Source organism: Citrobacter sp. Cm038 (assembly GCF_030333105.1).
Lineage (GTDB): Bacteria > Pseudomonadota > Gammaproteobacteria > Enterobacterales > Enterobacteriaceae > Citrobacter > Citrobacter murliniae.
Genome location: NZ_JAOWGO010000024.1, coordinates 63,597 through 78,891 on the forward strand (window position 1 = coordinate 63,597; position 15,295 = coordinate 78,891).

Here is a 15,295-nt window from a genome sequence, read left to right on the forward strand (position 1 = left end):
TGGCCTTCAGAACAGTTTACCCTTTTGACAAGCCCGACAGTTATCGTTTTAATCGTGGACAGTCATAACGAAAGGTACGATTGATGAAGCAAGGATTTACTCTGTTTTTATTATTGTTTTCAGCCCTGTCCGTAAACACTACGGCACTGGCGGAAGAGCACTCGACAGCAACCACAGCCCCCTACCTGCTGGCGGGTGCGCCGACGTTTGATCTGTCGATCAGCCAATTTCGTGAAAACTTTAATACGCAGAATCCAAAACTTGCATTGAATGAGTTCCGTGCCATCGACAGCAGCCGTGATAAGGCAAATCTCACCCGCGCCGCCAGTAAGATCAATGAAAACCTGTATGCGTCATCTGCTCTTGAGCGCGGTACGCTGAAAATCAAAAGCATGCAGGTAACCTGGCTGCCGATTCAGGGGCCGGAACAAAAGGCCGCCAAAGCGAAAGCGCTGGAATACATGAGCGCCATCATCCGCACCGTAGCCCCTTTACTGACCAAAGAACAAAGCCAGAAAAAGCTGCAAAAATTGCTCACCGCAGGCAAAGGTAAGCATTACTACGCAGAAACTGAGGGTGCAATTCGCTATGTTGTTGCAGATAACGGCGAAAAGGGGCTGACCTTCGCTGTTGAACCGATTAAGCTGGCATTATCTGAGAGTCTGGAGGAGTCGAATAAATGACAAAAAGCAAAGCCTTTCCAGGGATGAATCTCTATACTGTTTCACAGACCATGCTGCCCTGACGGGCGGCCATATTCCTTAATTCGCTGATAAAGCGTGGAGAAATGAAATGCGACATCCTTTAGTGATGGGTAACTGGAAACTGAACGGCAGCCGCCATATGGTAAACGAACTGGTTGCTAACCTGCGTAAAGAACTGGCTGGCGTAGCTGGCTGTGCAGTAGCAATCGCTCCACCGGAAATGTATATCGACCTGGCAAAACACGCTGCTGCCGGTAGCCACATCATCCTGGGCGCGCAGAACGTTGACCTGAACCTGTCTGGCGCATTCACTGGTGAAACTTCAGCTGAAATGCTGAAAGACATCGGCGCGCAGTACATCATTATCGGCCACTCCGAGCGTCGTACTTATCACAAAGAGTCTGACGAGCTGATCGCTAAAAAATTCGCTGTGCTGAAAGAACAGGGTCTGACCCCGGTTCTGTGCATTGGTGAAACCGAAGCAGAAAACGAAGCAGGCAAAACTGAAGAAGTTTGCGCACGTCAGATCGACGCCGTTCTGAAAACTCAGGGGGCTGCGGCATTCGAAGGCGTGGTTATCGCTTACGAACCTGTATGGGCTATCGGTACTGGCAAATCTGCAACTCCGGCACAAGCTCAGGCTGTTCACAAATTCATCCGTGACCACATTGCTAAAGCTGACGCGAAAATCGCTGAACAAGTTATCATCCAGTACGGCGGTTCCGTAAACGCAGCTAACGCAGCAGAACTGTTTGCCCAGCCGGACATCGACGGTGCGCTGGTTGGCGGTGCTTCGCTGAAAGCTGACGCCTTCGCGGTGATCGTTAAAGCAGCTGAAGCCGCTAAACAGGCTTAAGTCGTTGCGACGGGAGGCATGCTCCTCCCGTCACATCCGGCGATTCCGTTTTACCAGTATCCCAGCCAGTGCCACCAAAAGGCTCCGGTCACTCCCCAGATAGTCAGGTTGACCACGCTCATCACTAGCCCCGTTTTCCACCACTCCGCCAACGTGACATAGCCCGAGCCAAAGATGATGGGTGCAGTACCCGTACCATAATGCGTGAGCGACATCATCAGTGAGGAAGAGAAACCCAGCATCAGTCCAAGCAGTGCCGGGGGAGCGCCGAGACCTAATCCCGCAGCGAAGAACGCCGCGAACATGGCCGTAATATGCGCGGTGGTACTGGCGAAAAAGTAGTGTGAATAGACGTAAAGCAGGATCAGCAGCAGTGTCGCGATACTCCAGTGGACACCGAGATGATCAATTGCACTGCCCACGCTCGTCGCCAGCCAACCCACCAGACCCAGTTTGCTCAGGAAGTCCGCCATCATCACCAGAGCGGCAAACCAGACTATCGTATCCCATGCACCGCGGCATTTAAGAATATCGTCCCAGTTTAATACCCCCGTCACGAGCAGAATGGATAGGCCAATTAACGCCGCACTGGTGGGGTTAACAGCCCAGCCGTTGCCCATCAGCATCGCAGGAACACCCGCCCACAGGCAAAGCAACAAAACGAAAACTGCGAGGGTGATTTTTTCTGCCAGCGATAGCGGGCCAAGCGCGCCCAGCTTTTCCCGGGCAAACTGCGGCGCATTCGGCGTACGCGTAATGGCCGGTGGATAGAGCCACCAGATAACGATGGGCATCACGATCAATGAGACGACAGCAGGAAGGAGCGCCGCGATGGCCCACATCCCCCAGGTCATATTCAGCACCCCATCTGACCCTTTAGTCAAAAAGCTAACAATTAAGGGGTTAGGTGCAGTCGCTGTGATAAACATTGCTGAACTGATCGGGTTAATGTTGTAGTTCACCAGTGCAAGATATCGCCCCGTTGAACCATTTTCCTTGTCGCCGGGTTGAGACCCGAGACTTTCTGCAATCGCCCGCATCACCGGATGGATAATGCCGCCGCCGCGCGCGGTATTGCTCGGCGTTACGGGCGCGATCATCGTTTCCGCCAGCGTTAATGCCCAGGCGATACCCAGTGTTCTTTTGCCGAACAAGGCAATAAACCCATAGCCGATACGCGCACCCAGCCCCGTTTTCAACAGACTTTGCGACAGCATGATGGATAACCCAATCAGCCAGATCAGTTGGTTCGAGAAACCGCTTAGCGCGTCGTTCAACGCCGCTGAAGGTTTACCAGGGTTGGTAACGCCTGTCATAGCCACCAGCATAATCGCCACAATTGCGATAGCGCCGATGGGCATGGCCTTGCCAATAATCGCCGCGATCGTGCCGATAAACAGCGCCAACAGATGCCACGCCTCAGGAGTTACGTCAGGGGGGCAAGGAATAATAAACCAGATTGTCAGCGTAATAACGATCGAGATGATGGCAGGCCAACAGCGGATGGGGGTCAATCTGTCCATGAATCAATCCTTGAGTTTCCAGTGCGCAAGTACGCGCTCCGGTATTAACCGGTATCAGCACAAATAAAACAATTCATCATCTCACAAAACAAAAAATTAACACCACGATGAAACTATAATTTCCCTAATACGCTAAACCACACGTAATCCAGCGGCAACAGTACCAGATACGTCGCCACCGCCAGCGTAATACACAGCAACATCCCTGCTCTTGCGGGCACTTTCCCTAACGCCATCGCCACCACAATCGGTGATGCCTGATACGGCAACAACGGGGTGGAATAACCCAGAACCTGAATCATAATCACCGACAACAGCGGGAACCCGGTCGCATCGGAAAAGCTCTGGGCCAACGTGGTATACAGTGCCGGAACGCCGTTAGCCGTCATAATAAAATTGAGCGCGGTGGTGATACCGGTCAACGCCAGGAAGCTGGTAAACGGTTTATTCGCATCCAACGGCATCACCTGTAACAGTGCCTCGCCCACCGCACTACCAATGCCGGTCTGCGTCACAGTGATCGCCAGCCCCAGGATACCTGCCACATATATACAGGTGCGGATATTTACGCCACTGGAAAACTCCTCCCCATTAATAAAACCAACACGGGGCAACAGCGTAATGACCGCTGCCGTCAGGCCGGTCCAGGCTGGACCAATGCCGTGCCAGCTTTCACTCACCCACATAATCAGCACGACCGTCAACATCCAGGCCAGACGTTTCTCATCACCACTCATCGGTTCAGGTGGCGTCAGATCACGCGGTGCATGAGGCTTGCCGGGGAACAGCCAGCAAATAAGCACAATAAGTACCACACCTTTCAGCCAACCCAGCACAGGCGTATGTAACAGCAAATAGGGAAGGTAATTCAGATGGATACCGTAAGAGCCTTCTGCTGCACCACTCATTACCAGGTTAGGTACGTTCGCGGGTAGAATCGTGGCGGAAAGCTGGAAGGTGCCAAAACCAACGGCTAACGCCAGGCCGTACCAGGCGCGGGTACCATCGGCAATTCCGGCACGTTTCGCCATCGCCGCAACAATCGGCATCAACAACGCAATGCGCCCCATATTGGATGGCATTACAAACGCCAGCGCATAGCTAAGCAGCACCACGCTCGCAACCATTAACGGCCAGGAGTCGGTCAGCCGGGACGACAACGCACGCGCAGCCCGATCCGCCAGTCCCGTTTTACGAATCGCAATACCCAGTACGAAACCGCTAAAGACCAGCCAGAACGCTGACGATGCAAAGCCACCAAAGATCACATCCGGTGAAGCAATTTTGGCCACCATCGCCACAGAAAAGAACAGCAGAGCGGTTATAAACTCCGGTAACAGCGACGTTGCCCAGAGCAGAATGGTGATGCCAACCACCAGAGAAGGAATAAACAGAGGGTGCGTAAGCCAGATCGACATGCCTGTCTCCTGTTGTTTTTTTCAACAAGAATACGGGGACAGGCAAAGAGAGTAAACGCCAGATTAGGTGGGGTTACTTCAGAATATCACATTGATGATCCTGAATTTCCTCGGCGGAGGCGAGATTCAATGACAGCAGATCGCGCTGCGTCGCCAGCAGGACAAAGGAGTCATCGCTCTGGCGTGCCATCGCCAGCGCATAGCTGCCCATGTGCTCACGCGCATCAGGAACTTCTTCCGCCAGCATCATAAACGGGCTACGTTGTACCAGCTCGCTTTCCGTCACGCGGCGCGCCAGATACTGGTGTCCGCGTAGCCCACCGGGTAAAGGCAGCCAGCGAGTACCGATCTTCGCCAGATTGTCATCCAGTTGCGTTCTGACATCAGGACGCAGACAAGAGATATGAATATGAAAGTGGTTTTGCGTGCGACCAGTGACTGAGTTGATCGCCAGTGATACTGCCTTGTCGGGAATTTCCTGACCATATTTCTGACTCATAAAGCTACGCGCCTGCCAGGCGAGCCAGAAAAAGTTTGGCGTGCCCGATTTCAGCAACAGCGGGCTTTCCATCCCGTTAATACGGTAGCCAGGCATCAACAGATATTGCAGAGGGCCGTTACGGTCCTTGAACACCACGTATCCGGCATCCGGCTTAACTTCAGCGCACGGTGCAGGATTTTGGTGTTGTAACTGGTTCGGCAGACATTGCTCAAGCACAATCTGGCGTAACGCGTCCGGATTAGCGGTAAACTTCCAGTAGCCAATACCCGCCGTCGCAGCGATAACGATCACCACCAGTAAAAAATAGCCTGCTTTTTTCATTGCGCGTTCCCTGTATCTTATTGAAGTGGAAGAGTAACGCAAAATGATGACAAATAAAAAAGCCCGGTCGCATTATGCCACCGGGCCTGAAAACGACATCCGCACTTACCGTTTACTAATCTGATCGAACGTGCCGCCGTTAGAGAAGTGTTCTTTCTGCGCCTTTGTCCAGCCGCCAAACTCCTCGTCGATGGTGAACAGCTTCAGCTTCGGAAACGCATTTTCGTATTTCTTCGCAATTTCAGGATCGCGTGGACGATAGTAGTTTTTCGCTGCAATTTCCTGACCCTGCGGGGAATAGAGATACTTCAGATAAGCTTCTGCCACTGCTTTGGTATCTTTCTTTTCGACCACTTTGTCGACAACAGAAACGGTCGGTTCCGCCAGGATAGATTCGCTCGGAGTGACAATTTCGAACTTATCTTTACCCAGTTCATTTGTCGCCAGCAGCGCCTCATTTTCCCAGGCAATCAGCACATCACCGATCCCGCGCTCGACAAAAGTATTGGTTGAACCACGTGCGCCGGAATCCAGTACTTCAACGTTTTTAAACAGAGCCTTGACGAAGTCCTGTGCTTTGGCCTGATCGTTGTTGTTGTGGTGCAGCGCGTAGCCCCACGCGGCCAGATAGTTCCAGCGGGCGCCGCCTGAACTTTTCGGGTTTGGCGTAATGACCGACACGCCCGGTTTAACCAGATCGTTCCAGTCATGAATTTGCTTTGGATTTCCTTTGCGGACCAGGAAGACGATGGTGGAGGTGTAAGGCGCAGAGTTATCCGGCAAACGCTTAATCCAGTTTTTATCGATACGACCACGTTCAGCGATGGCATCAACATCATAGGCCAGCGCCAGGGTTACCACATCGGCTTCAATACCGTTAATAACGGAGGTTGCCTGTTTGCCGGAGCCACCGTGTGACTGGCGGATCACGACATTATCACCCGTTTCTTGTTTCCAGTGCGCGCTGAATGCTTTGTTGTACTGTTCGTACAGTTCACGCGTTGGATCGTACGATACGTTAAGTAACTGAATATCCTTTGCCAGAACGCTGGTCGATGCCAGCAATAATGTTAACCCCACGCTCCATTTGTTCATCGCCCAGCTCTCTTATGTTGTGTTGTGATGAGCAAAGCGTGCCAGAAAGCGATCCAAACATTAAAGAATAAAAAAAGATTTGCTATAACTTGGGGGAATAAAAGCGAGGGGATGTGCCGGATGGCGACTAACGCCCTATCCGGCCTACAAGTCTCTGCAACCTGTAGACCTGATAAGCGTAGCGCCATCAGGCGCGGAAAAAACAATCAGTACAGTTTTTTCGCGCAGTCCAGCCAGTCACCTTTGAACGGACGCTTCATGTTTTCAATTGCGTCAATGATGTCGTGGTGAACCAGTTGTTCATTCTGAATGCCGACGCAACGACCGCCATGACCTTCCAGCAGCAGTTCAATGGCATACGCGCCCATACGGGAAGCCAGGATACGGTCGTAAGGCACCGGAGAACCACCACGCTGGATGTGGCCCAGTACGGTTGAACGCGTTTCACGGCCTGTTTCTTTCTCGATGTAATGCGCCAGTTCGTCAACGTCACACATGTGCTCAGTAATGGCGACGATGGCGTGTTTTTTACCTTTCGCGATCCCAGCTTTGATTTCAGCGACCAGATCGTCACGGCTGAATTCCACTTCCGGTACCACAACAAACTCACAGCCACCCGCGATTGCTGCCGCCAGGGTCAGATCGCCACAGTAACGGCCCATCACTTCAACGATGGAAATACGCTGGTGAGAAGAAGAGGTATCACGCAGGCGGTCAATCGCTTCTACCACGGTACCCAGTGCAGTGAAGTAGCCGATAGTGTAGTCAGTGCCTTTAATATCGTTGTCGATCGTGCCCGGCAGACCGATGCACGGGAAACCCATTTCAGTCAGGCGTTTTGCACCCAGGTAAGAACCGTCACCACCAATAACAACCAGTGCATCAATGCCACGTTTCTTCAGGTTTTCGATAGCCACTGCACGCACATTTTCGTCGCGGAATTCAGGGAAGCGAGCAGAACCGAGGAAAGTACCGCCACGGTTAATCATGTCGGATACGCTGTAGCGGTCAAGCTGGACCATACGGTCTTCATACAAACCCAGGTAGCCATCATGGATCCCCATGACTTCCAGTCCTTCCGACAACGCTGCACGTACAACACCACGGATTGCTGCGTTCATGCCCGGCGCATCACCGCCGCTTGTCAACACACCGATTTTCTTAATCATGACTACCTCTGAACTTTGGAATGCAAAATGAAATCTGCTGCCGGAAGTCGATTCCGCATATCGAAACGATCCAACGAATATGCAGATAGTATAACAATCACTTCCTGCTGAATTGATTCAGGTCAGGCCAAATGGTGGTAATTTATACACAAAATGCTGGCCTGGCACACTTTTTACAACGAATTAAACATCTTGCCTTCCCTGGGTACGACGGAACAGGGATCCTGGTGAATAATCACATCCGATCCCGGGAAACGCCGCAAAATTGCCTGCTCAACCTGTTCAGCCACTAAATGCGCCTGAACGAGCGGCAGATTATCTTCCATTTCCAAATGAATCTGAATAAAGCGGGTCGGCCCTGACTGCCGCGTGCGAAGATCGTGAGCGCCGCTGACTCCCGGCCATGACGTCACAATATCAATAATTTCCTGACGTTCCCCATCGGGTAAAGCGCGATCCAGTAAGGATTGCACCGCCTCATACCCCATACGTAATGCGCTATATAAAATATAGATGCCAATTCCGAGGGCAAACAAGGCATCCGCACGATGCCAGCCATACCAGGCAAGGCCAAGCGCAACGAGGATCGCTCCGTTCATCATAACATCAGACTGATAATGAAGCATATCTGCCCGGACAGCCTGACTTTGCGTACGTTTCACAACCCAGCGCTGAAACGTGACCAGTATGATAGTACAAATTAACGCAATGACGGTGACGATCACCCCTACGCCCGGATCTTTCATCGGCGTCGGCTGGACCAGATGCTGAATACCGGTCAAAAACAAAAACAGCGCCGAGCCTGAAATAAACATACTTTGTGCCAGCGCCGCCAGCGATTCTGCCTTCCCATGTCCGAAAGTGTGCTCATCATCAGCCGGTTGCAATGAATAACGCACCACCAAAAGATTGGTCAACGACGCGGCGATATCTACCAGAGAATCCACCAGTGCAGCCAGAATACTCACCGATCCGGTGTACCACCACGCAAAAATTTTGATCAAAAGTAACAGCGATGCCATCACTGTCGCGGCGATTGCCGCCCGGCTCACCAGCCGCCCATAGGTTTGATTCATAAACACTCCTGCCAGGATATGCCGCTAGTATAACGGATGAAGTAAAACAGTCAGGCAATAACAGAGTGTCAAATTTTGGGCAAAAAAAACCCCCACATCATGTGGGGGAAGACAGGGATGGTGTCTATGGCAAGGAAAACAGGGTTACTACTGGGAACGTGAGTTGCTACTACTCAATAAATTCAACGATGAGCTTTTTTGCCATTGCGCCATGTCGCGCAGTTGCTCCATTCGTTGTTCATGTTTCTCATTTAAAACCGCTTGCTGCTCGGGCGTTAACAGGCGATACATCTGGTTGCGAACCTTGGCTATTTCAACCTGGCGGGCAACCTGCTCTTGTGCCATTTTTTCTGCCTGAGCGCGCACAGCGCTTTCATCAAATTTCTCTGCGGTGACAAGGCGATGCATTGTCTCTATTTCGCTAACATTAACAGGAGGCTGCTCATGTCTTGCCTGCTGCATTAAATCTCGCATCTGTTGGCGTTGATGTTCGGTTAAACTGATACCGTCGAACATGTGGCTCTGCGCATTACGTTGCGAGCCGCTTTCTCCCAGGTGCCAGTGATCGCCTGTGACGACTTCAGCTGCATGGCTTAAAGTGCTGAGTGCCAGCGTTGAGGCCATGACGGCAGCGGTAACTTTGCCCATCACTTGCTCCCAAAATCTTTTCTGTCGCGATTCAACGAGAGACAGTTTACGATTCGGGCTGCAAACATGCGTCAGGGGGTGTAAAACAACGTAAAGTCATAGATTAGCGCCGCCTGATGACGTAATTTCTGCCTCGGAGGTACGTAAACAATGAATAAAATCCTGTTAGTTGATGATGACCGAGAGCTGACATCCCTGTTAAAGGAGTTGCTCGAAATGGAAGGTTTCGATGTGCTGGTTGCCCATGATGGGGAGCAGGCACTTGAGCTTCTGGATGACAGCATCGATTTACTTTTGCTCGATGTCATGATGCCGAAGAAAAACGGCATTGATACGTTGAAAGCGCTTCGCCAGACACACCAGACACCCGTAATCATGCTGACCGCACGCGGCAGCGAATTGGATCGCGTACTCGGCCTTGAGCTGGGCGCGGACGACTATTTACCGAAACCGTTTAACGACCGTGAACTGGTCGCGCGCATCCGCGCTATTCTGCGCCGCTCACACTGGAGCGAACAGCAGCAGAACAGCGACAACGGTTCGCCGACGCTGGAAGTGGATGCGTTAAGCCTCAACCCAGGTCGCCAGGAAGCCAGCTTCGATGGACAAACCCTGGAGTTAACTGGCACCGAATTCACCCTGCTCTATTTGCTGGCACAGCATCTCGGTCAGGTGGTTTCTCGTGAACATTTAAGCCAGGAAGTGCTGGGCAAACGTCTGACACCGTTCGACCGTGCTATCGATATGCATATCTCTAACCTGCGTCGTAAGCTGCCAGAGCGTAAAGACGGACACCCGTGGTTTAAAACCCTGCGCGGTCGCGGCTACCTGATGGTCTCCGCTTCATGATAGGGAGCTTAACCGCACGCATCTTTGCCATCTTCTGGTTGACGCTGGCACTGGTGTTGATGTTGGTACTGATGTTACCCAAGCTCGACTCACGCCAGATGACCGAGCTACTGGACAGCGAACAGCGCCAGGGGTTGATGATCGAGCAACACGTTGAAGCTGAACTCGCGAACGATCCACCCAATGATTTGATGTGGTGGCGTCGCCTGTTCCGTGCAATAGACAAGTGGGCACCGCCGGGACAACGTTTATTGCTTGTTACGACGGAAGGACGCGTGATCGGTGCAGAACGCAACGAAATGCAGATCATTCGTAACTTTATTGGTCAGGCGGATAACGCCGACCACCCACAAAAGAAAAAGTACGGTCGCGTTGAGATGGTCGGGCCTTTCTCTGTCAGAGATGGCGAAGATAACTACCAACTGTATCTCATTCGACCTGCCAGCAGTTCACAATCAGACTTTATCAACCTGCTGTTTGACCGACCGCTGTTACTGCTGATCGTCACCATGCTGGTCAGTTCCCCGCTGTTGCTCTGGCTTGCCTGGAGCCTGGCGAAACCGGCACGTAAGCTGAAAAATGCGGCGGATGAAGTGGCACAGGGTAACCTGCGTCAGCATCCGGAACTGGAAGCAGGTCCGCAGGAATTTCTTGCAGCAGGCGCCAGTTTTAACCAGATGGTGACCGCTCTGGAACGGATGATGACCAGCCAACAACGGCTGTTGTCGGACATCTCCCACGAGTTGAGAACGCCGCTGACGCGCCTGCAACTGGGTACCGCTCTGCTACGCCGTCGTAGCGGTGAGAGCAAAGAGCTGGAACGTATTGAAACGGAAGCACACCGACTGGACAGCATGATCAACGATTTACTGGTCATGTCGCGTAATCAACAGAAAAACGCGCTGGTCAGTGAAACCGTGAAAGCAAACCAGTTGTGGGGCGAAGTGCTGGATAACGCCGCCTTTGAAGCTGAGCAGATGGGTAAATCGTTAACGGTAAACTTCCCGCCAGGGCCGTGGCCGCTGTACGGTAACCCGAATGCGCTGGAAAGTGCGCTGGAGAACATTGTTCGCAACGCCCTGCGTTACTCGCACACCAAGATTGAAGTGGGCTTCGCGGTGGATAAAGACGGGATTACCATCACCGTAGACGATGATGGCCCGGGGGTGAGTCCCGAAGACAGAGAACAGATTTTCCGTCCGTTCTATCGTACCGATGAAGCGCGTGACCGCGAATCCGGCGGTACCGGTCTGGGTCTGGCGATCGTTGAAACCGCTATTCAGCAGCACCGTGGCTGGGTGAAGGCCGAAGACAGCCCGCTGGGTGGTCTGCGTCTGGTTCTCTGGCTGCCGCTGTATAAACGCTCGTAATTAAACCTGTTGTGCCGGGCGGCGACTTCGCCTTACCCGGTCTACGCTTCCTGCTGGGGGAATTATTTCCCCCACAATCTCCGCGAATTGTCTTCGATTTTGCCGCTTAAACGACGTTTCTGCATCGTTCTGGTCCAGCTTTTTGATAATCCCGCAGCCGACAGCAAACGGTGGTACTGTTCATCATCGAACGGCATATGCCAGGCAATAGCAATTGCCTCCTGTACGCTGACGTCACTGACACGTGAAGTCAGAATCAAGGGGGCATCCGCCGACACCATCCCTGGCGCGATAACGCTGTACAGCCAGCCGGTTTTGCCTGAGTTTTGCATCTGGCTGGCCATATCACTGATGCCAAAATGGTAGTTAAGCTTAAAACACGGCGAGCGCGGCTGCGTGACCTGAATCAGTGCCTCTCCCCAATGGAAGATATCACCGATATAAACATTCTCTTCCGTCATTCCTTCAGTTGAGAGGTTCTCACCAAAGGCGGGGGCAATAAATAACTCTGACTGTTCGGGGAATTCTTGTCTCCAGTGCAGATAGTGTTCACGCGGATAGTGGCACAGCGCTCGGTCCGGTCCACCGTGAATTTTCGTTTCCGCCTGCTCATCGCCTGCCAGACCCAGTTCAGTCAATATCAGCTCGCCATCGACCTGAACTTTCGCAATCGCGCTGGGACGGCTTCCTATGTAGTCCCGAATCTTGCCTGTAAAAACATCAACCGGATATCGCATCTGTTCCCTCTCCCGATAAATTTCCCCCATTACACCATATTTATTTTACCCCAGTCGCTCAAAATGAGAGCACGGTTCACATGAAAATTAGGTACACATGCTATCAATGTAAACTGGTTTTGAAACATCATTTCAATTAAGGAGTCAACAACGTGACTGGTCAATCGCAATTTGCTGGCGTCTGGTGTCCGTCCATTACGCCGATGGACAATGATGGCAAGATCGATCTCAACGGTCTGAGTCAGCATCTCAAACGCCTTACCGAGGCAAAGATCGACGTTATTTTACTGATGGGCAGCATTGGGGAATTTGCCTCCTTTACGCTGGAAGAGAGACTGTTACTGATCCGTGAGGCCCGGGCCATGAGCTCGCTGAAGATGGTCGCAAATGTCTCATCCACATGCCAAAATGATGTTCTGCTGATGGCGCAAGAAGCGTTTCACTCGGGATATGATGCCGTCATGATCCTGCCACCTTACTACTACGGACAAACATCGAAACAGTTGCTGAGCTACTTCCGCCAGCTAGGACAGAAGCTCAGTGGAAAATGGTTTGCCTATAACTTCCCGGCACGTACCGGCTGTGATTTAACGCCTGAACTGGTTGCCACACTCGCCGCTGAGTTCCCGAACTTCGCCGGTATTAAAGACACAGTGGACTGCCAGTCGCATACCCGCAGCATGATTCAGACAACCCGCGCCGTGCGGGAAGATTTTGCTGTGCTCTCCGGCTACGACGAATACTACATTCCTAACCTGCTGGCAGGTGGCGCAGGGATTATCTCAGGGTTGAACAACGTCATGCCGGAACTGTTTGTCAGCGCGCGCGAGGCATTTAAGCAGGGCGACCTGGCGGCGCTACGCGACATTCAGGATAAGATTGGCACGTATATGTCCATCTACGCGATTGGCGAGGATTTTGTCACCACCATTAAAACTGTAGTGTCACGTAAGTATGGTTATTGCTCAGGGGTTTCACGTAATGCAGGTGGGGAACTGAACGAGAGTGAGTGTCGGACAATTGACGAGGTCTTTGTCCTTTAGTTTTGCACCTGATGCCCGGTAGCGCGAACGCTTACCGGGCCTACATTGGCTGGATAAGCGCAGCGCTATCCGGTAAAAAATATTTACTTCACCGTGCCGCGAATATCAATTTCCGCCGCTCTGGCTTTAGCTCTTTTCGACCAGATAGAAGTGATAATCGGCACAAGAATTGATGTCACAATCACCGAGGTTGCCACCAGAGAAGTCGCTGCCGGAGCCATTGGTTTAAACGCTGGAACCATTTCGGCAATCAGCACCGGCGTGGCAACTGCCGCACCTGCAGAGCTGGAAGCCGCAATCCCCGCCGTACCATCCCCGCCGCCAATCAGTTTATCGGCGATAATCAATGGGATACCGGTGACGATAATCACCGCTACGCCCAGCAGTATACCCAGCACGCCGGTCTGAGCAATCACGCTCAAATCAATGGTGTTACCCAATGCGAAGGCAAAGAAAGGTATCAGCGTTTGCACCGCTTTACTGAAGAACTCGCGAAGCTCAGGGTCCAGATTTCCCAGTGCAAAACCAATCAGGAACGGCAACACCGCACCGACAAACACATGCGGTTCAAACGAAGCAATCCCCGCAGTTCCCAGAATGACCATAGTCATGAGCGGGCCGGACTCCAGTGACATCAGGACAAACGCCCCAGCCTCTTCCTTGGTGCCGTATTGCTGCATGATCGAGGCATACAGCCCGCCGTTGGTCATATCCATTGCAGCCACCAGCGCCAGTGTGGACAACCCGGCAAAGAACCCCACCTCCACTCCATGTTCTGGAAGAATGCGCGAAGCGATCGCCGCCACTACCCATGCCACAAGAATCTTGGTTATTACTAACGTGCCAGATTTACGCAGTACGGTTCCGGTGGCGCTTAGCTTAATCGACGCCCCCATGCAAAAGAACCAGACAGCCAGAATCGGCACTGTGCCAGTGATCATACCGTTGGTGAATGAGCCGAAGTATTTTCCGGCGCCGGGTGAAAAGGTGTGACATAACGCGCCCAGAAATAGCGGCACCAGCATCATACCGCCTGGGATTTTCTCTATCGTACGTTTGATATGCATTTCCATCACCTGTAGACATAAAAATGGGGCATTTTTATGGGCGATTGCATCTTGCTTATGAGATGCGCCCGTCTTGATGGAAAGAAGATAGACACTCAGAGGACAGATAAAAGTGATCCTAATCGCACAATAAAACATTGTTTCAATTTAAATGGATCAATGTTCCCATGTTGATTTTGATCACAAAAAAGCCCCCACAAGCATGACTTGTAAGGGCTGTATCAGGTCATCAGATCCCGGCCTGATAATCGTAACGCTATCAGGTTTCAGGCATCATCAAACTTATTTTTTCGTCGCAAAACGCGCTGCTGCTTCGTCCCAGTTCACCACGTTCCAGAACTCTTTGATGTAGTCCGGGCGACGGTTCTGGAATTTCAGGTAGTAAGCGTGTTCCCATACGTCCAGACCCACGATCGGGAAGCCAGAAGCACCAGAGATAGCTTCGCCCATCAGCGGGGAATCCTGGTTAGCAGTGGAAACAACAGCCAGCTTGTCACCTTTCAGAACCAGCCACGCCCAGCCAGAACCGAAACGGGTTGCTGCCGCTTTTTCAAATTCAGCTTTGAAGTTATCAACAGAGCCAAAGTCGCGCTCAATAGCGGCTTTCAGATCGCCCTGCAGCGTGGTACCGGTTTTCAGGCCTTTCCAGAACAGGCTGTGGTTAGCGTGACCGCCAGCGTTGTTACGCAGTACGGTTTTCTTATCCGCAGGCAGTTGATCCAGTTTGGTGATCAGCTCTTCAGCAGACAGGTTGGCGAATTCAGGCAGGCTTTCCAGCGCAGCGTTAGCGTTGTTTACATAGGCCTGGTGGTGTTTGGTATGGTGAATTTCCATCGTCTGCTTATCAAAGTGCGGTTCAAGGGCATCATAAGCGTACGGCAGGGATGGCAGTGTATAACTCATAATCATCTCCAGTA

At 52.0% G+C, this 15,295-nt stretch carries 15 protein-coding genes; 5 read left to right on the forward strand and 10 right to left on the reverse strand.

Annotation, left to right across the window (positions count from 1 at the left end; all coding sequences use genetic code 11):
• The first annotated feature begins 83 nt into the window (after positions 1–83).
• Both OGY01_RS17655 and tpiA read left to right on the forward strand, forming a co-directional pair.
• On the forward strand, positions 84–683 hold the full coding sequence (locus OGY01_RS17655) for a YiiQ family protein (RefSeq protein ID WP_045449300.1): 600 nt from the start codon (positions 84–86) through the stop codon (positions 681–683).
• Positions 684–792: 109 nt separating this feature from the next.
• On the forward strand, positions 793–1,560 hold the full coding sequence (gene tpiA / locus OGY01_RS17660) for a triose-phosphate isomerase (RefSeq protein ID WP_003028783.1): 768 nt from the start codon (positions 793–795) through the stop codon (positions 1,558–1,560).
• Positions 1,561–1,610: 50 nt separating this feature from the next.
• Here the strand turns inward: tpiA and OGY01_RS17665 are convergent, their stop codons facing one another.
• The 7 genes from OGY01_RS17665 to cpxP form a co-directional block, all read right to left on the reverse strand.
• Complete coding sequence (locus OGY01_RS17665) at positions 1,611–3,083, reverse strand: DASS family sodium-coupled anion symporter (RefSeq protein ID WP_048223382.1); 1,473 nt, start codon at positions 3,081–3,083, stop codon at positions 1,611–1,613.
• Between the two features lie 113 nt (positions 3,084–3,196).
• Entirely contained in the window at positions 3,197–4,501 is a 1,305-nt protein-coding gene (locus OGY01_RS17670; RefSeq protein WP_286493454.1) for an SLC13 family permease, read from the reverse strand.
• A gap of 73 nt (positions 4,502–4,574) precedes the next feature.
• Positions 4,575–5,324 carry a CDP-diacylglycerol diphosphatase gene (locus tag OGY01_RS17675; RefSeq protein WP_045449291.1) on the reverse strand — a complete coding sequence of 250 codons (750 nt, stop codon included), beginning with the start codon at positions 5,322–5,324 and terminating at the stop codon, positions 4,575–4,577.
• Positions 5,325–5,429: 105 nt separating this feature from the next.
• Positions 5,430–6,419 carry a sulfate/thiosulfate ABC transporter substrate-binding protein Sbp gene (gene sbp / locus OGY01_RS17680; RefSeq protein WP_045449289.1) on the reverse strand — a complete coding sequence of 330 codons (990 nt, stop codon included), beginning with the start codon at positions 6,417–6,419 and terminating at the stop codon, positions 5,430–5,432.
• Positions 6,420–6,625: 206 nt separating this feature from the next.
• A complete protein-coding gene (gene pfkA / locus OGY01_RS17685; RefSeq protein WP_045449287.1) occupies positions 6,626–7,588 on the reverse strand; it encodes a 6-phosphofructokinase in 963 nt (320 codons plus the stop codon).
• A gap of 173 nt (positions 7,589–7,761) precedes the next feature.
• Positions 7,762–8,664 carry a CDF family cation-efflux transporter FieF gene (gene fieF, locus OGY01_RS17690; RefSeq protein ID WP_045449286.1) on the reverse strand — a complete coding sequence of 301 codons (903 nt, stop codon included), beginning with the start codon at positions 8,662–8,664 and terminating at the stop codon, positions 7,762–7,764.
• 147 nt (positions 8,665–8,811) lie between these two features.
• Complete coding sequence (gene cpxP, locus OGY01_RS17695; protein ID WP_286493455.1) at positions 8,812–9,312, reverse strand: cell-envelope stress modulator CpxP; 501 nt, start codon at positions 9,310–9,312, stop codon at positions 8,812–8,814.
• A gap of 150 nt (positions 9,313–9,462) precedes the next feature.
• Here cpxP and cpxR point away from each other — a divergent pair, with 150 nt between their 5' ends.
• Complete coding sequence (gene cpxR, locus OGY01_RS17700; protein WP_005121756.1) at positions 9,463–10,161, forward strand: envelope stress response regulator transcription factor CpxR; 699 nt, start codon at positions 9,463–9,465, stop codon at positions 10,159–10,161.
• Positions 10,158–11,531, forward strand: coding sequence for an envelope stress sensor histidine kinase CpxA (gene cpxA, locus OGY01_RS17705; protein ID WP_045449282.1), 1,374 nt, complete (start codon positions 10,158–10,160; stop codon positions 11,529–11,531). Before cpxR ends, cpxA begins: the two co-directional genes overlap by 4 nt.
• Positions 11,532–11,593: 62 nt before the next feature.
• On the opposite strand, the gene yiiM is transcribed toward cpxA, so the two are convergent.
• Complete coding sequence (yiiM, locus tag OGY01_RS17710; protein WP_284097130.1) at positions 11,594–12,268, reverse strand: 6-hydroxyaminopurine reductase; 675 nt, start codon at positions 12,266–12,268, stop codon at positions 11,594–11,596.
• Positions 12,269–12,420: 152 nt separating this feature from the next.
• Here yiiM and OGY01_RS17715 point away from each other — a divergent pair, with 152 nt between their 5' ends.
• Entirely contained in the window at positions 12,421–13,311 is an 891-nt protein-coding gene (locus OGY01_RS17715) for a dihydrodipicolinate synthase family protein (protein ID WP_045449278.1), read from the forward strand.
• Positions 13,312–13,394: 83 nt separating this feature from the next.
• Here the strand turns inward: OGY01_RS17715 and kdgT are convergent, their stop codons facing one another.
• Both kdgT and sodA read right to left on the reverse strand, forming a co-directional pair.
• Positions 13,395–14,378, reverse strand: a complete 984-nt coding sequence (gene kdgT, locus OGY01_RS17720; protein ID WP_045449276.1) for a 2-keto-3-deoxygluconate transporter — start codon at positions 14,376–14,378, stop codon at positions 13,395–13,397.
• Between the two features lie 282 nt (positions 14,379–14,660).
• Positions 14,661–15,281, reverse strand: a complete 621-nt coding sequence (gene sodA, locus OGY01_RS17725) for a superoxide dismutase [Mn] (protein WP_286493456.1) — start codon at positions 15,279–15,281, stop codon at positions 14,661–14,663.
• Between the last annotated feature and the right edge of the window lie 14 nt (positions 15,282–15,295).